This is a genomic window from Streptomyces sp. NPDC002676 (assembly GCF_053592455.1).
In genome coordinates this window covers 429,349-445,507 of the sequence record NZ_JBSFVT010000005.1, presented here as the reverse complement: position 1 = coordinate 445,507, position 16,159 = coordinate 429,349, and the positions used below count along the sequence as shown (strand labels likewise).

At 73.0% G+C, this 16,159-nt stretch carries 15 protein-coding genes; 4 read left to right on the top strand and 11 right to left on the bottom strand.

The genetic code is table 11. From position 1 onward, the window contains the following. Positions 1-112: 112 nt before the first annotated feature. From ACWD3E_RS17965 to ACWD3E_RS17955, 3 genes are all read right to left on the bottom strand, one after another. The gene (locus ACWD3E_RS17965; protein WP_451388501.1) at positions 113-1,402 is read right to left on the bottom strand and encodes a ribonuclease D; all 1,290 of its coding nucleotides are present in this window, start codon (positions 1,400-1,402) and stop codon (positions 113-115) included. A gap of 179 nt (positions 1,403-1,581) precedes the next feature. Continuing rightward, a complete protein-coding gene (locus ACWD3E_RS17960) occupies positions 1,582-2,241 on the bottom strand; it encodes a LuxR C-terminal-related transcriptional regulator (RefSeq protein ID WP_451349038.1) in 660 nt (219 codons plus the stop codon). A 259-nt stretch (positions 2,242-2,500) separates the two neighbouring features. Further along, a complete protein-coding gene (locus ACWD3E_RS17955) occupies positions 2,501-3,175 on the bottom strand; it encodes a DUF3000 domain-containing protein (protein WP_451388500.1) in 675 nt (224 codons plus the stop codon). Positions 3,176-3,272: 97 nt separating this feature from the next. Between ACWD3E_RS17955 and hemE the strand changes: the two genes are divergently transcribed. Beyond that, complete coding sequence (gene hemE / locus ACWD3E_RS17950) at positions 3,273-4,340, top strand: uroporphyrinogen decarboxylase (RefSeq protein ID WP_451388499.1); 1,068 nt, start codon at positions 3,273-3,275, stop codon at positions 4,338-4,340. A gap of 1 nt (position 4,341) precedes the next feature. Here the strand turns inward: hemE and ACWD3E_RS17945 are convergent, their stop codons facing one another. Next, complete coding sequence (locus ACWD3E_RS17945) at positions 4,342-5,166, bottom strand: rhomboid family intramembrane serine protease (protein ID WP_451388498.1); 825 nt, start codon at positions 5,164-5,166, stop codon at positions 4,342-4,344. 92 nt (positions 5,167-5,258) lie between these two features. Here ACWD3E_RS17945 and ACWD3E_RS17940 point away from each other — a divergent pair, with 92 nt between their 5' ends. Next, positions 5,259-5,546 carry a hypothetical protein gene (locus ACWD3E_RS17940; RefSeq protein WP_451388497.1) on the top strand — a complete coding sequence of 96 codons (288 nt, stop codon included), beginning with the start codon at positions 5,259-5,261 and terminating at the stop codon, positions 5,544-5,546. On the opposite strand, the gene ACWD3E_RS17935 is transcribed toward ACWD3E_RS17940, so the two are convergent. After that, positions 5,543-6,946, bottom strand: coding sequence for an FAD-dependent oxidoreductase (locus tag ACWD3E_RS17935; RefSeq protein WP_451388496.1), 1,404 nt, complete (start codon positions 6,944-6,946; stop codon positions 5,543-5,545). The two genes, ACWD3E_RS17940 and ACWD3E_RS17935, sit on opposite strands and share 4 nt — an antisense overlap. 27 nt (positions 6,947-6,973) lie before the next feature. Then, positions 6,974-7,999, bottom strand: coding sequence for a DUF4349 domain-containing protein (locus ACWD3E_RS17930; protein WP_451388495.1), 1,026 nt, complete (start codon positions 7,997-7,999; stop codon positions 6,974-6,976). A 159-nt stretch (positions 8,000-8,158) separates the two neighbouring features. Here ACWD3E_RS17930 and hemG point away from each other — a divergent pair, with 159 nt between their 5' ends. Continuing rightward, positions 8,159-9,613: a protoporphyrinogen oxidase gene (gene hemG, locus ACWD3E_RS17925; RefSeq protein WP_451388494.1), complete on the top strand. Its 1,455-nt coding sequence runs from the start codon at positions 8,159-8,161 to the stop codon at positions 9,611-9,613. A gap of 5 nt (positions 9,614-9,618) precedes the next feature. Continuing rightward, on the top strand, positions 9,619-10,350 hold the full coding sequence (gene hemQ, locus ACWD3E_RS17920; RefSeq protein WP_451388493.1) for a hydrogen peroxide-dependent heme synthase: 732 nt from the start codon (positions 9,619-9,621) through the stop codon (positions 10,348-10,350). Between the two features lie 71 nt (positions 10,351-10,421). Here the strand turns inward: hemQ and ACWD3E_RS17915 are convergent, their stop codons facing one another. The 5 genes from ACWD3E_RS17915 to ACWD3E_RS17895 form a co-directional block, all read right to left on the bottom strand. Continuing rightward, a complete protein-coding gene (locus ACWD3E_RS17915; RefSeq protein ID WP_451388492.1) occupies positions 10,422-12,086 on the bottom strand; it encodes an alpha/beta hydrolase in 1,665 nt (554 codons plus the stop codon). A 148-nt stretch (positions 12,087-12,234) separates the two neighbouring features. Beyond that, positions 12,235-13,041: a TIGR04222 domain-containing membrane protein gene (locus ACWD3E_RS17910; protein WP_451388491.1), complete on the bottom strand. Its 807-nt coding sequence runs from the start codon at positions 13,039-13,041 to the stop codon at positions 12,235-12,237. 97 nt (positions 13,042-13,138) lie between these two features. Beyond that, positions 13,139-13,858, bottom strand: coding sequence for a DUF4142 domain-containing protein (locus ACWD3E_RS17905; protein ID WP_451388490.1), 720 nt, complete (start codon positions 13,856-13,858; stop codon positions 13,139-13,141). A 91-nt stretch (positions 13,859-13,949) separates the two neighbouring features. Beyond that, positions 13,950-15,269 carry a DUF692 domain-containing protein gene (locus tag ACWD3E_RS17900; RefSeq protein ID WP_451388489.1) on the bottom strand — a complete coding sequence of 440 codons (1,320 nt, stop codon included), beginning with the start codon at positions 15,267-15,269 and terminating at the stop codon, positions 13,950-13,952. Between the two features lie 130 nt (positions 15,270-15,399). Further along, positions 15,400-16,137, bottom strand: a complete 738-nt coding sequence (locus ACWD3E_RS17895; RefSeq protein WP_451388488.1) for a peptidyl-tRNA hydrolase — start codon at positions 16,135-16,137, stop codon at positions 15,400-15,402. Positions 16,138-16,159: the final 22 nt, after the last annotated feature.

The following is a 16,159-nucleotide window of genomic DNA, read 5'->3' as shown; positions in this document are numbered from 1 at the left end:
GGGGCGAGCGGCGAACGTCACACCCGAATGTGTCGCCCGCCCGCACCGGGGCAGCACGAAACGGCGCCCCGGATCTTGGCGTGATCTCGACGTTCCTGTTCCGGTTGCGCGGTTACGCCGGCTTCGCCGCCAAGGCCTCCACGAGGACCGGCGTCACCTGCTCCACCTGCCACGCCCGCGCGCCGTACCCGGCCAGCGCGGCCCCGACGGAGCCGGCGTCGACCGCCTTCGGCGGCTCCCAGCAGACCCGTCGCACGGTGTCCGGGGAGATCAGGTTCTCCTGGGGCATGCCGAGCTGCTCGGCGAGGGCCGACACGCCGGCGCGGGCGGTCGACAGCCGGGCCGCGGCGGCAGGGTCCTTGTCTGCCCAGGCCCGCGGCGGCGGCGGACCGGCGACGGGCTGCCCCGGCTGCGGCAGCGCGCTGTCGGGCAGGGTCTTCGCGCGGTCCACCGCGGACTGCCACTGCTCCAGCTGCCGGCGGCCCACCCGGTGCCCGAACCCGTTCAGCGCGGCCAGCGCGTGCACATTGGCCGGAACGGCGAGCGCGGCCTCCACGATGGCCGCGTCGGACAGCACCTTGCCCGGGGACACGTCCCTGCGCTGGGCGATGCGGTCCCGCGTCTCCCACAGCTCCCGTACGACAGCCAGCTGACGGCGCCGCCGCACCTTGTGCATCCCGGACGTACGGCGCCAGGGGTCCTTCCTCGGCTCGGCCGGCGGCGCAGCGGCGATCGCGTCGAACTCCTGCAGGGCCCACTCCAGCTTGCCCTGCCGGTCCAGCTCCTTCTCCAGGGCGTCCCGCAGGTCGACGAGGAGTTCGACGTCCAGGGTGGCGTAGCGCAGCCAGGGCTCGGGCAGCGGGCGGGTCGACCAGTCGACGGCGGAGTGGCCCTTCTCCAGGACGAAGCCGAGGACGCCCTCGACCATGGCGCCGAGGCCGACCCGGGGGAAGCCGGCGAGCCGGCCGGCCAGCTCGGTGTCGAACAGACGGGTCGGCACCATGCCTATCTCGCGCAGGCAGGGCAGGTCCTGGGTGGCCGCGTGCAGCACCCACTCGACGCCGGACAGCGCCTGGCCGAGACCGGACAGGTCGGGGCAGGCCACGGGGTCGATCAGCGCGCTGCCGGCGCCCTCGCGGCGCAGCTGCACGAGGTAGGCCCGCTGGCCGTAGCGGTAGCCGGAGGCGCGCTCGGCGTCGACGGCGACGGGGCCGGAGCCCGCGGCGAAGGCGGCGGTCACCTCGGCGAGGGCGGCCTCGTCGGCGATCACGGGCGGAATGCCCTCGCGCGGTTCGAGCAAAGGTGTCGGCGCCCCCATCACAGAAGATCCGGCGTCGTCCGGAGGAGTGCCTCCGGTGGTTCGCAGGGCGCTGTCTGCTGCGGTCTCTTGGGCGTCGGTCACCTGTCAAGGGTATCGGTGTGTGCACAGCGCCCGTCGACGTAACGTTCCGTCGACGGGCACCGTAGGGTCGTAAACCAGTCAGCCCGGTGAAACTCCCGGTTCACATGAGTGAACGGGTGCGGCCGGTTCCCGGGGCGTGTGGGGGCGGTTCGGGGGTCGGTTCCAGGGGGCAGTCAGGGTTAGTGGATGATCCCGGTGCGCAGGGCCACGGCCACCATGCCGGCGCGGTCGCCGGTGCCCAGCTTGCGCGCGATCCGGGCGAGGTGGCTCTTCACGGTGAGGGCGGACAGGCCCATGGAGACGCCGATCGCCTTGTTGGACTGGCCCTCCGCGACGAGTCGCAGGACCTCGACCTCGCGTCCGGACAGTTCGCGGTAGCCGCCCGGGTGGCTCGGGGCACCCGGGGGGCGGCGGTGCATGCGGGCGGTGGCACCGAGGGGAGTGGCACCGGGTCGGGTGGGGAGCCCGATGTTGGTGCGGGTGCCGGTGACGACGTAGCCCTTTACCCCGCCGGCCAGGGCGTTGCGGACGGCGCCGATGTCGTCGGCGGCGGAGAGCGCCAGACCGTTGGGCCAGCCGGCGGCGCGGGTCTCGGACAGCAGGGTCAGGCCGGAGCCGTCGGGCAGGTGGACGTCGGCGACGCAGATGTCGCGGGGGTTGCCGATGCGGGGACGAGCCTCCGCGATGGACGAGGCTTCGATGACATCGCGCACACCGAGCGCCCACAGGTGGCGGGTGACGGTGGAGCGCACGCGCGGGTCGGCCACGACCACCATGGCGGTCGGCTTGTTCGGGCGGTAGGCGACCAGGCTTGCGGGTTGCTCTAGGAGAACGGACACCAGGCCTCCTGGGTGGGGGACGGGGCCGGCTTGTGGGGAGGTAGCCGGGACGAACCGTGCTTTCAAGGTCACAGTCGTCTTCGGCAGCAAACTCGTCCGCCTTTAGAGAATGATCACGATCTAGTGAGTAACAATCCGTGCAATTCGGACACGCGATCGATCATCCGAAGATCGAGTCGGTTCGGGCGGGTGCCATTCGAGTGCGGAAAGTGGCCGTATCGACAAAGAGATGGTCAATAAGGCGTTTCCTGGCACCCCGTCACCGGGACTGCGGGCCCCGCCGGCGCTGCGGCAGCGTCACCACCGAGGCGTCGCCCGGACCGGCCGGCGGCAGTCCCGCGACCTGGGCCAGCAGATCGCACCAGGACGCCAGGTGGGCCCCGGTGTCCGGCGCCCCGCCCAGGCCCTCGCGAGGCGTCCAGGAGGCGCGGATCTCGATCTGTGAGGCGGGCGGGCGCTCGGCCAGCCCGCCGAAGTAGTGCGAACCCGCGCGCGTGACCGTCCCGCTCGCCTCGCCGTAGCCGAGCCCCCGCGCCTGCAGCGCCCCGGTCAGCCACGACCAGCACACCTCGGGCAGCAGCGGATCGGCCGCCATCTCCGGCTCCAGCTCCGCCCGCACCAGCGTCACCAGGCGGAACGTGCCCCGCCAGGCCTCGTGCCCGGCCGGGTCGTGCAGCAGCACCAGACGCCCGTCGGCCAGCTCCTGCTCGCCGTCGACCACCACCGCCTCCAGCGCGTACGCGAAAGGGGCCAGCCGCTGCGGGGCGGGTGTCGGCTCCACCTCGACCTGCGGGCGCAGCCGCGCGGACCGCAGCGCCTCCACCGCGCTCTGGAACGCCGGCGGAAGCCCACTGCCCCCTTGCTCCTCCGCGGTGTCCTCCGCGTCGTCCATTCCGTCAGCGCCGTCCGACAGTCGTCCCTGAGCCGCAGCCATGCGGGGAAGAGTAAGGGGAACGCGGCCTTCGTGCAGGCAGGACACCCCCTAAGGGCTGCGGCACTTCTCCGCTGCGGGGCGTGCGAGACTTGCCGTCGTGAGTGCCAACGCAAGCCCCACGGGCCAGCAGCCGACAGCCACGTACGACAGCGCGTTCCTCCGGGCGTGCCGGCGCGAACCCGTGCCGCACACCCCCGTGTGGTTCATGCGCCAGGCCGGCCGTTCCCTGCCCGAGTACCTCAAGGTGCGCGAGGGCATCCCCATGCTCGAGTCCTGCACGCGGCCCGAGCTGGTCACCGAGATCACGCTCCAGCCGGTGCGCCGGCACGACGTCGACGCGGCGATCTACTACAGCGACATCGTCGTTCCGCTCAAGGCCATCGGGATCGACCTCGACATCAAGCCGGGCGTCGGCCCGGTCGTCGAGCAGCCGATCCGCACTCGCGCCGACCTGGCCCGGCTGCGCGACCTCACCCCCGAGGACGTCCCGTACGTCACCGAGGCCATCGGCATGCTCACCCGCGAGCTGGGCGCCACCCCGCTGATCGGTTTCGCGGGCGCGCCGTTCACCCTCGCGAGCTACCTGGTCGAGGGCGGTCCGTCGCGGACGTACGAGAACGCCAAGGCGATGATGTACAGCGACCCCGAGCTGTGGGCCGACCTGCTGGACCGCCTCGCCGACATCACGGCCGCCTTCCTGAAGGTGCAGATCGAGGCGGGCGCGAGCGCGATCCAGCTCTTCGACTCCTGGGCCGGCGCGCTGGCCCCGGCCGACTACCGCCGCTCCGTCATGCCCGCCTCGGCGAAGGTGTTCGACGCCGTCGCCGGGTACGGCGTCCCGCGCATCCACTTCGGCGTCGGCACCGGCGAACTGCTGGGGCTCATGGGCGAGGCCGGCGCGGACGTCGTCGGCGTCGACTGGCGCGTCCCGCTGGACGAGGCCGCCCGCCGTGTCGGCCCCGGCAAGGCGCTCCAGGGCAACCTCGACCCGACCGTCCTGTTCACCGACAAGGACACCGTCGCGGCCAAGGCCCGCGAGGTCCTCGACGCGGCCTCCGGTCTGGAGGGCCACGTCTTCAACCTCGGCCACGGCGTCATGCCCAACACCGACCCGGACGCGCTGACCCGGCTCGTGGAGTACGTCCACACCGCCACCGCGCGCTGACTCACCACGTGTAGCGGGGCCGCGCCCGCCTGCCGAACAGCAGGCCGGGCGGCTCCGGCGGGGGCGGCGTGCCGGGTTTGAGCGGCCAGGCCAGCAGCATCCCCGCGACAAAGCCGACCACGTGGGCCGCGTACGCCACCGTTCCGCCGCCCGAGACGCCGTGGCCGGAGGAGTACACCGCCTGGAGCGCGAACCAGAAGCCCAGCACGAGCCAGGCGGGCAGCCGCAGCGGCAGGAAGACCAGGAACGGGACCAGGACCCAGACCCTGGCCCTCGGATACAGCACCAGATAGGCGCCGAGGACTCCGGCGATCGCGCCGGACGCGCCGATCAGCGGGTCGCCCGAGGAGGTGTTGAGCAGCGCGAAGCCGTACCCGGCCGCGTAGCCGCAGACGACGTAGAAGAGGAAGTAGCGGATGTGGCCCATCCGGTCCTCGACGTTGTTGCCGAAGATCAGCAGGAACAGCATGTTCCCGAGCAGGTGCAGCCAGCTGCCGTGCAGGAACATCGCCGTGAAGACCGACAGCGGCGGGGACTTGTGGTAGCCGGGCGGGGCCACGACACAGCCCGCGCCCTGCGGGCCCACGCCGACGTCGCCGGTCGGCACCAGCCCCGGCATCCGATGGTGGATCAGCTCCCTGGGCACCGCCGCGTAGTGCTCCGTGAAGGCCCGCAGATGGCACAGCTGCGCCAGATCGCCGCCGCCGGCCACGGAACCCGCTATGCCGGGCGTGGAGAGGAACACGAGCACGTTGGCGGCGATGAGCGCGTACGTCACCCAGGGGGTGCCGCGCACCGGGTTCACGTCATGGACGGGGATGACCACACAGAAGGTCTGCCCCCGCTGCGGCGCGCGAACCGGTGAACGCAGCCGGGCGGGCGTCCGTATCCCTGATCAACCGACGTGAGGATCAGGCGATGACGAACGCTCCGCAGCTTCCGGCGATGCACGCACTGCCCGATGGGGAGGCCGAGATCTCCTTGGTGGTGCGGCTCCCCTGGGAAGATGTCGCACGGCTCGGCCAGGAAGCCGGGCGGCTCGCTTCGCAGATGCAGCGGCCCGTGACGCTGGACGAGGCGGTGAGTCACCGGCTGCGGTCGACCCGGCCGACCGCGTCGCATGCGAAGCCGGCAGGTGAACAGCCCGCGGCTGTGACGTCGAGTGCAGCGGTCACTTCATTGCCGCGGATCAGCGGGACGGCCTAGGCGGCCCGTACCTTCGCCGTCGCCTTCCGCGCCGCCACCAGGACCGGGTCCCACACCGGGGAGAAGGGCGGGGCGTAGCCCAGGTCCAGGGCCGTCATCTGTTCCACCGTCATCCCGGCGGTCAGCGCCACCGCAGCGATGTCCACCCGCTTCGCCGCGCCTTCGCGGCCCACGATCTGGACACCCAGCAGGCGTCCCGTGCGGCGCTCGGCGAGCATCTTGACCGTCATGGGGGAGGCGCCCGGGTAGTAACCGGCGCGGCTGGTCGACTCGATGGTGACGCTCTCGTACTGGAGGCCCACCCGGCGGGCGTCCTTCTCGCGCAGGCCGGTCCGGGCGATCTCCAGGTCGCAGACCTTGCTGACCGCCGTGCCGACCACGCCGGGGAAGGTGGCGTAACCGCCGCCCACGTTGGTGCCGATGACCTGGCCGTGCTTGTTGGCGTGGGTGCCGAGCGGGACGTACTGCTCCTGGCCCGAGACCAGGTTCAGCACCTCGACGCAGTCGCCGCCCGCCCAGATGTTCTCGTGGCCGCGCACCCGCATCGCGAGGTCGGTGAGCAGGCCCCCGCGGGCGCCGAGGGGCAGGCCGGCGGCGCGCGCGAGGGTGGTCTCGGGGCGGACGCCGATGCCCAGGACCACCACGTCCGCCGGGAACTCCGCGTCCTGCGTGACGACCGCGCGGACCCGGCCGTCCTGACCGGTGAGCACCTTGGTGACCTCGGCGTCGTTCACCATGGTGATGCCGAGTCCCTCCATGGCCTCGTGCACCAGGCGGCCCATGTCCGGGTCGAGCGTCGACATCGGCTCCTTGCCGCGGTTGACGACCGTCACCTCGAAGCCGCGGTTGATCAGCGCCTCGGCCATCTCCACGCCGATGTAGCCCGCCCCGACGACCACCGCCCTGCGGCAACGCGTTGCTGCCACGGTGTCGAGCAGAGCCTGGCCGTCGTCCAGGGTCTGCACACCGTGCACACCGGGGGCGTCCGCGCCGGGCATGTCCGGGCGGACCGGGCGGGCGCCGGTGGCGATGACGAGCTTGTCGTACGGCTCCCACGACTCGGCGCCGGAATCGACGTCACGCGTGCGTACCCGCTGCCGGGCCACGTCGATCTCCGTCACCTCGGTGCGCAGCCGCAGATCGATCCCGCGTGCGCGGTGCTCGTCCGGGGTGCGCGCGATCAGCTGGTCGCGTTCGGGGACGTCCCCGCCCACCCAGTACGGGATGCCGCACGCGGAGAAAGAGGTGAAGTGGCCGCGTTCGAAGGCCACGATCTCCAGCTCGCCCGGCCCCCTCAGCCGACGCGCCTGGGACGCCGCGGACATGCCCGCGGCGTCACCGCCGATGACGACCAGTCGTTCCGCGCGTTCTGTTCCGCCCCGCCCAGCGTTCATGCTCATATGAACACGCTACGGGGCGCGGCCATTTCAGTCCCGCTCGGACTCGGACTCGGACGTGGACCCCGGCACCGGTCGGGCGTGCGGCAGCTGGCCCGGTGCGGTCATCGCCGGCGCGGCGTCCGGGCGGCGCGGCAGCCGCGGGCGTACGACCCGCAGCCACACCAGCGCGAGCAGGGCCGCGAGCGCCGCGAACGGCAGGACGGCACCCAGGGCGAGGGCGATCCAGAGCAGCATCGTGACGAACACGTGCCAGCCGCCCGACAGGGCGTCCACGAAACCCGGCGAGTCGTCCTTCGCCGCCGCCTTGCGCACCGGTGTCTCGGACAGCGACAGCGTGATGGTGGCCAGGCTCGTGCGGTCCTTCAGGGACGCCTGCTGGGCCAGCAGCGACTCCAGGTCGGCCTCACGGCTGCTCAACTCGCCCTCCAGGCTGACGACGTCGCTCAGCTTGTCCGCCCGGGCCATCAGCGCGCGGATCCGGGCCACGCTGGCCCGCTGCGACTTGACGCGGCTGTCCACGTCCACGACCTGGTCGGTGACGTCCACCGCCTTCGCGGTGCGCTCCACGAGCTTGCCGGTGCCCTGGAGACCGGTGAGGACGGTGTCGTACTTCTCCGTGGGCACCCGCAGCACGACACGGGTGTGCTCGTGGCCCTCGGCGTCCCGGTCCGTCGTCTCGTCGCCGACGTAACCGCCCGCGCTCTCGGCGGTCGTACGTGCCTCGTCCAGGGCCTTGGGCACGTCCTTGACCTGGATGGTCAGGGACGCGGTGCGGATGATGGCGTTCGGCGTGAGCTTCGGCGCCGTACCGGGCCTGCCGCCCGCCGCCTTGCCGCCCGCCGCCTTCGCGCCGTCCGCCGCGCCGTAGTCGCCGGCGCGCTGACCGCCGTTCTGCGCGATGCTGCCCGCGGCGGCCTTGTCGGAGGAGCCGCCGCCCGAGTCGCTCGCGCCGCTGCACCCGGCGAGCGCGAGAGAGACGGCGAGCAGGACCCCGGCCAGGGCCGGGACGGGGAGTGCGGAACGTGGTCGGTGCGGGCGGTGTGCTGTGCGCATGGCTTTACCCCCGAGGGTCGCTGGGCCGAGTGACGTCTCTTCGACGCCGAAGCGGTCCGGAACGTTGGCGGCCTGCGGTTCCGAAGCGGTCACGGTCCGGACTCGGCGCGGACACCGCGCCCAGGCGGGAGTGTCAGTGGGGTCTGAGAGAGTGGGGGCATGAGCGCAACGGGTACGAGCACGGGGCACGTCGTCGTCATCGGAGCCGGAATCGCCGGGCTGGCCGCCGCCCACCGGCTGCTGGCGCGCGGCGCGCGCGTGACCGTGCTGGAGGCGTCCGACCGGGTCGGCGGCAAGCTGCTGCCCGGCGAGATCGCGGGCGTCCGGGTCGACCTGGGCGCCGAGTCGATGCTAGCCCGCCGCCCCGAGGCGGTGTCCCTCGCCCGCGAGGCCGGCCTCGCCGACAGGCTCCAGCCGCCGGCCACCGCGACCGCCTCGATCTGGACCCGCGACGCCCTTCGCCCCATGCCCAAGGGCCACGTCATGGGCGTCCCCGGCACCGCCGCCGCCCTGGCCGGGGTCCTGTCCGAGGAGGGCCTGGCTCGCATCGGGCGCGACGCCGAACTGCCCCGCACCGAGGTCGGCGACGACGTGGCGGTGGGCGAGTACGTGGCGGCCCGGCTCGGCCACGAGGTCGTCGACCGCCTGGTCGAGCCCCTGCTCGGCGGGGTGTACGCGGGCGACGCGTACCGCATCTCGATGCGCTCGGCCGTCCCGCAGCTCTTCCAGGCCGCCCGCACGCACGACTCCCTGACGGCGGCCGTCCGCGACATCCAGGCGAAGGCGGCGGCGAATCAGCAGACCGGGCCCGTGTTCATGGGCATCGAGGGCGGCGTGGGCACGCTGCCGCTCGCGGTCGCCGACTCGGTGCGGGCGCGCGGCGGCGAGATCCGCACCGGGACGCCGGTGACCGAGCTGTGCCGTGAGACCTCCGGCGGCTGGCGGATCGTCACCGGGCAGGAGACCCTGCGGGCCGACGCGGTGATCGTCGCCGTGCCCGCCCCGGCCGCCGCGCGCCTGCTGCGCGCCGAGTCCCCGGAGGCCGCCGCCGAGCTGAGCGGCGTCGAGTACGCCTCCATGGCCCTGATCACCCTCGCCTACCGCCGAGCCGACCTCGCCCTGCCCGAGGGCAGCGGCTTCCTGGTCCCGCCGGTCGACGGGCGCACGATCAAGGCGTCGACGTTCGCCTCCCAGAAGTGGGGCTGGATCGCCGACGAGGACCCGGACGTCGTCGTGCTGCGCACCTCGGTCGGGCGGTACGGCGAGACGGAGGTGCTCCAGCGCGAGGACGCCGACCTGGTGGCCGTCTCCCGGCACGACCTGCGCGAGGCGGTCGGCCTGGACGCCGTACCGCTGGAGACCCGGGTCATCCGCTGGACCGACGGCCTGCCCCAGTACCCCGTCGGCCACCACGTGCGCGTGGCCCGCATCCGCGAGCACGTCGCCAAGCTGCCCGGTCTCGCGGTGTGCGGCGCGCAGTACGACGGCGTCGGCATCCCCGCGTGCATCGCGAGCGCGTACGCCGCGGTGGACCAGCTCGGCGGCGACCTGCGCGGGGTCGAGGAGCTGACGGCCAACCCGGTGCAGAGTCTGCACGGCGGAGCGGGAGAATAGGGACCATGAGTGACGACGCCCCCACCACCGAGTCCGGCAGGATCCCGAACAAGGGCAAGCTGGCCAAGGACCTCAACGAGGTCATCCGCTACACCCTGTGGTCGGTCTTCAAGCTGAAGGACGTGCTGCCGGAGGACCGAGCGGGTTACGCCGACGAGGTCCAGGAGCTGTTCGACCAGCTCGCCGCCAAGGACGTGACGATCCGCGGCACCTACGACCTCTCCGGCCTGCGCGCCGACGCCGACCTCATGATCTGGTGGCACGCCGAGACCAGCGACCAGCTCCAGGAGGCGTACAACCTCTTCCGCCGCACGAAGCTGGGCCGCGCCCTGGAGCCCGTGTGGTCGAACATGGCGCTGCACCGCCCCGCCGAGTTCAACCGCTCGCACATCCCGGCGTTCCTCGCCGACGAGACGCCGCGCAACTACGTGAGCGTCTACCCCTTCGTGCGCTCCTACGACTGGTACCTGCTGCCCGAAGAGGACCGCCGCCGCATGCTCGCCGACCACGGCAAGATGGCCCGCGGCTACCCGGACGTGCGCGCCAACACGGTCGCCTCGTTCTCCCTCGGCGACTACGAGTGGGTGCTGGCCTTCGAGGCCGACGAGCTGTACCGCATCGTCGACCTCATGCGCCACCTGCGCGCCTCCGAGGCCCGCATGCACGTCCGCGAGGAGATCCCGTTCTTCACGGGCCGCAGGAAGGACATTGCGGAGCTGGTTGCAGGGCTCGCCTGACCGGTTGGCAGCACGGGGCCGCAGGAAGGACATTTGCGGAGCTGGTGGCGGGCCTGGCCTGAGCCAGTTGGTCAGCTGCGGTCGGCCTTGCCCTTGAGGGCGTCCCGTGGGGACTGCTCCGTGGCATGGCCGTCCGGGGCGTCCGGCTTCGGCTCCGGGCGGCCCGCGCAGGACGCGTGCCGTCCGGGGACCCGGCCCTCCAGCAGGTAGGCCTCCATGTGCGCGTTGACGCACTTGTTGGGGCCGCCCCCGATGCCGTGCGTGCCCGCGTCCCGCTCGGTCACCAGCACCGAGCCGGCCAGCCGCCGGTTCATCTCCAGCGCGCCCGCGTACGGCGCCGCCGCATCCCGGTCGGCCGCCAGGATCAGCACCGGTGCCAGCTCACCCGGCCCGGTCCGCACGTCGAGCGGCTGCTGCCGGCGCGCCGGCCAGTAGGCGCACGGCAGGTTCATCCAGGCGTTGTCCCAGGTCTCGAACGGCGCCACCCGCGCGAGCCGCGTGTTGTCGCGGTCCCACACCTTCCAGTCCTTCGGCCAGGGCGCGTCGTTGCACTCGACGGCCGTGTAGACCGCGGTGCCGTTCTCCGCCTCGGCGGCCGTCTCCGGGCTCGGCGCGGCCAGCCGGACCAGCGGCTTCGCGTCGCCGTTCAGATAGGCCGACAGCGCGGCGGCCCGGCTCGGCCAGAAGTCGTCGTAGTACCCGGCGGTGAGGAACGCGTTCTGCAGCTGGCCCGGCCCGACCTTGCCGCCCGCCGCCTTCGCGGCCAGCCGGTGCCGCGCGGTGTCGTAGCTGCGCTGCACCTTCGCGGGCGAGGAGCCGAGCCCGTAGACGTCGTCGTGCCGGGCGATCCACTCGCGGAAGTCCGCCCAGCGGTCCTCGAACGCGGCCGACTGGTCGAGGTTCTCGCGGTACCAGATCTTCGCCGGGTCCGGGTTCACCGCCGCGTCCAGCACCATCCGCCGTACGTGCGAGGGGAACATGGCCGCGTACAGCGCCCCGAAGTAGGTGCCGTACGACGCCCCCATGAACGTCAGCCGGTCCTCGCCCAGGGCGGCCCGCAGGACGTCCAGGTCACGGGCGTTGTTCAGGGAGTTGTAGAACGCGAGCCTGCTCCCGGAGCGCCGGGCGCAGCCGCTCGCGTACGCCTTCGCCTGGGCGATGCGCTGTCGCTTGTACGCCTGCGAAGGGTGGTCGGGCGAGTCGGTGGGCCCCTTGAGGAAGCGCTTGGGGTCCACGCACGACAGCGGGGCCGAACGGTCCACCCCGCGCGGGGCGTAGCCGATCAGGTCGTAGGCGGCGGCGATCCGCCTCCACTCCGGCAGCGCGCCGATCAGCGGGAAGTACATGCCGGAGGCGCCGGGGCCGCCCGGGTTGTAGACGAGGGCGCCCTGCCGGGGCACCTTCCGCTTGCTGTTGCGCGGGTCCCGGTGCGTGGCCCGGATGCGGCTGACGGTCAGCTTGATCTTCTTCCCGTCGGGATGCGCGTAGTCCAGCGGGACGCTCACGGTGCCGCACTCCAGGCCGGCCGGCGCCTCCTGCCCGGCTTCGGTGGCGCACTTGCCGAAGCCGATGCCGGCCGCGCGGGCGTGGGCCGCGGCCACGGCGGTGCCGCGCAGCTCGGCCGCGCCCTGCGCACTCGGCGCACCCGGAACGCCGGGGGCGCTGCCCGCCGGGGCGGCGGCCAGGGTGGTGAGCAGCAAGGAACCGGCGGCCGAGTACAGGGCGGCAGCTCTCATCGCGTATCCCTTCGGTGCGCAGCGGCGATGGCACGACTGCCATGGCCCGGCGACAACAAAAGGGATATTTCGTTCGGTCGGAGGGGAAGGCAAGCACCGCCCTGCCGGTGTCGGCGCCAATGCCCCCGATGCGCCCCCGGCAGGCTCCTCACTCCCGCCAGGAATGGGCTCGATCGGGCGAGTCCCGGTGGGCGAAGGCCGCGCGCAGTTCCGGCTCGCCGACCGCACGGATGCCCCGTACGGCGACGCGCGTCAGGAACGAGCGGTCGTCGCCGTCTCCGTCGCCGTACGGCCGGTGGGGCAGGGCGTCCAGCAGCCGCTGCCCGGCCGGGGAGGCCCAGCGCGAGTACGGATGCGCCTCTATGCGGGCCAGCACCAGACAGCTCAGGGAGAGTGTGAGGGGGAGGGCGAACCACAGGGCGATCAGGTAGCGCGGCGTCCCGGTCTGGACGGGCAGCAGCAGCGCGGCACCGCCCAGCGCGAGCACGGCCAGCGCGGCGGCGCGCGTCTGGCGCACCCCGGCCGCGACGGTCGTACCGGCGCCCTCGGGCACCGCGAGCCCGGAGCGCACCAGCCCGTCGGCGAGCCGGCTCACGGCCTCGGCGCCGGCGGCGGCCTTCCGGACCGGCGCGATGCGGGACTGCCCCTCGGGCCCGATCGCGCCTATGACGGACCGCTCCATCTCGTCGCGCCCCCGCGGGTCCACCACCGTGGCCCAGCCGGTGTGCGCGAGCAGCAGGCGCCGCTGCCGTGCCATGGCGACCAGGGTCAGATCGGCGACCCGCGCGGGCCCGCCGGAGAGGAACGCCGCCTCGTACAGCGTCAGATCGCGCTCCCGGGCCGCCGCGGTGACGTCCGCGTCCGCGGCTGCCGAACGAACGGCGGCCAGGCACAGCCGGCTTGCCGCAGTGCCGACGAAAGCCCAGGCCATGAGCAGGAAGAGGACCCAGAACATGAGGTGTTTGTATGTCAGCGGCCAGGCAGAACGCCATGCCTTGTTCAACATCCGGACAGAGTGTGGCCGATATGTGACGTTCCGTTTCCCGTGCAGGTCAGGGGCTGTACGCCGGGTTCGGCACGGGAGTGACCGGGGCCGCGGCGCTCGGATCGACCTCCGGCGGGGTCGGCACCGGCGACGCGGGCGTCGCCAAGTCCCGCGCCAGCGCGCCGAAGTCGACGTAGCCCGTCGCCTCCAGGATCTTGATGTGGTCCAGCACGGTCGCGTTGGCGTCGTCGGCAAGATCGCGGACCAGCGAGTTCTGGGTGGCGGCCCGGACTTGGGCGACCAGCGAGAACACCCGGCCGTGGGCGAGCCGCAGAATGCCCGTGAACTGCCGGTCGAAGTCCTGCCCTTGAGCCGAGCTCAAGATGGCGAGCCACTGCTTCTGCTGCGCGTTGGGCTCGTTGGGCAGCGGCACGCCGAGCTGGGTGGCGACGGCCCGCGCATGCGCGTCGAGCGAGGTGTGCCCGTCGACCAGGTGCTGCCCGGCCGTACGCACCGCCTGTGTGGTCCCCTTCTGCTGCGCCGACTCCCCGGCAGGCAGCTCCCAGAGCCCCGCCAGCCGCACCTTGGTGACGAAGTCCCGGTCCTGCGCGGACAAGGGTCCGTACGGAGTCGCCACGGTCTGCGCGCTCACCCCACTCGCGCCCTGCCGGTCGCCGTACGACCAGACCGGATAGAGCAGCGCGGCGGCGGTCGCCGACAGAGCCATGATGATGAGTCCGGTGCCGCTGAATATGCCTCGGCCGTTGACGGGGGGTCGCGGTCGCATGGTGCCTCCTGGTACGGCTGGGCATATTACTGGGCGGTTGCGCGGCTGCGGACAGTCGTCCCGCAACGGCGGTGCCCACCCCCGCCCAGCGTCACTGCCGGCCGCGCAGCAACGCCCTCCGCGCCACCCGCGTGAGCCGCGAGCGCGGCTTCGGTCCCGACCGGTCCAGCCACCACTCCCGCAGGGCTCGCCGAAGCGCCGCGTCCTCCGGTCGCCCGATCTTCAGCAAGTGCCCCGCGAAGTCCAGCGCATCCCGTCGGTACCCCCCGGTCATCGCCCGTTCACGCGCGTACTCCAGGAAGGCCGCGCGATACCCCTCCCCGAGGATCGCCGGCAACTCGGGCGCGACCTTGGCCACCACGTCCGCCCGCTTCCCGGCCAGCGCCCTCGCCTGCACGCCCATCCGCACCCGGTCGAACCCCTCCGGCACCGGTGTTCCGGCCACCAGCGAGGAGAGAACGGCGGCCTGCGCGACGCCGAGGCGCTGGCGGGCGACCTCGGGCCGGGTGAGTACGGCGACGCCGCCGTTCCCGCTCGCTCCGGCGACCGGGGCCGCAGCGCTCGTCGGCCGGTGCGCACCCCCCGCCCGGCCGGCCTCCACCGCCCCCCGAATCGCCTCCAACTCCCGCTCCAGCTCACCCGGTTCCGGAAAGTTCTCGTCCCGCTCCAGCAGAACGCCCGGCGGTGCCACCCGCCCGGCAAGGTCGCGCAGGATGTCGAGCGCCGCCTGCGGCACAGGATGCGCATGGCTGTCGTGCCACACCCCGTCCCGCTCGAAGCCGCCCGCGACATGGACGTACGCGATCGCCTCCAGCGGCAGCGCGGCCAGCGCCTCGGCGGGGTCCTCGCCCCGGTTGACGTGGTTGGTGTGCAGGTTGGCCACGTCGATCAGCAGCCGTACCCCGGTCCGGTCCACCAGTTCCGCGAGGAACTGCCCCTCGGTCAGCTCCTCCCCGGGCCAGGAGAACAGCGCGGCGATGTTCTCGACGGCCAGCGGCACCGGCAGCGCCTCCTGCGCGATCCGCACGTTCTCGCACAGCACGTCCAGCGCGTCCCGGGTGCGCGGTACCGGCAGCAGGTGGCCCGCCTCCAGCTGCGGGGACGCGGTGAGCGCGCCGCCCGCCCGGACGAACGCGATGTGCTCGGTGACCAGCGGCGCGCCGAGCGCCTCCGCCCGCTCGGCGAGCGCGGCCAGCCGCCCCGCGTCGGGCCGGTCCGCGCCGCCGAGCCCGAGGGAGACTCCGTGCGGGACGACGGTCACCCCGCGCTCGCGCAGCCGCAGCAGCGACTCGGGGAGGTGCCCGGGGCAGACGTTCTCCGCCACGACCTCCACCCAGTCGATGCCCGGCATGCGTTCCACGGCGTCCGCGAGCTCCGGCCGCCAGCCGATTCCCCTGCCCAGTCGCGGCATGGCTCGTCCCCCTCCTTCTCCGAGTGACGGGGGTATGGCCCCGCCGCGCGGCCGTGAACCCCCGCGCGGCGGCGTTCAGAGGAACATTTGAGGTTCAGATCTCCCGCGTGAGGCTGGTGACCACGGGTGACTATGCGTGATGTGTGGGCGACCGCCACTCGACTGCGACTGTTATCCCGGGGGCGATCTCCGTGAACCCCGCGTCCCGTACCAACGGCAGCCCGCTGCTCGTCAGTTCGGCCCAATCGGCGGGCCGGGCGGTGCGCACGGACAGTGGGAAGCCCGCCTCCCGCCAGGCGGTGCGCTCGGCCTCGGACAGTGCCCACCAGGCCAGTTGGGCCCCGTGTCCGGCCTGGGCCATCGACTTGCCGGCCGACATCTTCAGTTCCGGGTTGAGCCACAGCACGGGCTGTCCCGGACCGGCGGCGACGGGCGGCTCCGGGTCGTCCAGCTCGGTGCCCGACACCTGGAGCTTGGCCAGGTCCTTCGGCCAGGCGTCCAGCGGGACCGGCGGGAAGACCCGCACCTCGGCGGACTTGCCGTTCACCGTGATCCCGGGCAGCGCCTCGGCGCGGCGCCACTCGGCGCCCCGGGCCCGCCGTACGACCTTCCGGATCCGGGCGTCCTCCCAGCCGCGCACGGCCTCGGCCCACTCGCCGTCGCCGAGGGCGCGTTCGTCGCTGAGCAGGGTGAGCACGGAACGCGCGGCGGTCTCCAGCGCATCTGTACGGGCGGGCGGCGCGCCCCGCTCGATCCGCACGACGAGGGGCAGCACGAACTGGGGCGCCTCGTCGCGAGAGGTACGCCGGTCCTGGAAGGGGCTGTCACTGGAAGGACTGTCACTGGGGGGATTCGACACTGCGCTCACACCAGCCAACCCTACGGGTCCC

What these genes read in the sequence shown, in the direction of transcription:
- ACWD3E_RS17900 (WP_451388489.1), bottom strand. Translation starts at nt 15,269, where the DNA reads ATGCCGCGACTGGGCAGGGGAATCGGCTGGCGGCCGGAGCTCGCGGAC.
- ACWD3E_RS17930 (WP_451388495.1), bottom strand. Translation starts at nt 7,999, where the DNA reads ATGCGCACAGCACACCGCCCGCACCGACCACGTTCCGCACTCCCCGTC.
- hemG (WP_451388494.1), top strand. Translation starts at nt 8,159, where the DNA reads ATGAGCGCAACGGGTACGAGCACGGGGCACGTCGTCGTCATCGGAGCC.
- ACWD3E_RS17955 (WP_451388500.1), bottom strand. Translation starts at nt 3,175, where the DNA reads ATGGCTGCGGCTCAGGGACGACTGTCGGACGGCGCTGACGGAATGGAC.
- ACWD3E_RS17905 (WP_451388490.1), bottom strand. Translation starts at nt 13,858, where the DNA reads ATGCGACCGCGACCCCCCGTCAACGGCCGAGGCATATTCAGCGGCACC.
- ACWD3E_RS17940 (WP_451388497.1), top strand. Translation starts at nt 5,259, where the DNA reads ATGACGAACGCTCCGCAGCTTCCGGCGATGCACGCACTGCCCGATGGG.
- ACWD3E_RS17915 (WP_451388492.1), bottom strand. Translation starts at nt 12,086, where the DNA reads ATGAGAGCTGCCGCCCTGTACTCGGCCGCCGGTTCCTTGCTGCTCACC.
- ACWD3E_RS17935 (WP_451388496.1), bottom strand. Translation starts at nt 6,946, where the DNA reads ATGAGCATGAACGCTGGGCGGGGCGGAACAGAACGCGCGGAACGACTG.
- hemQ (WP_451388493.1), top strand. Translation starts at nt 9,619, where the DNA reads ATGAGTGACGACGCCCCCACCACCGAGTCCGGCAGGATCCCGAACAAG.
- ACWD3E_RS17910 (WP_451388491.1), bottom strand. Translation starts at nt 13,041, where the DNA reads ATGTTCTGGGTCCTCTTCCTGCTCATGGCCTGGGCTTTCGTCGGCACT.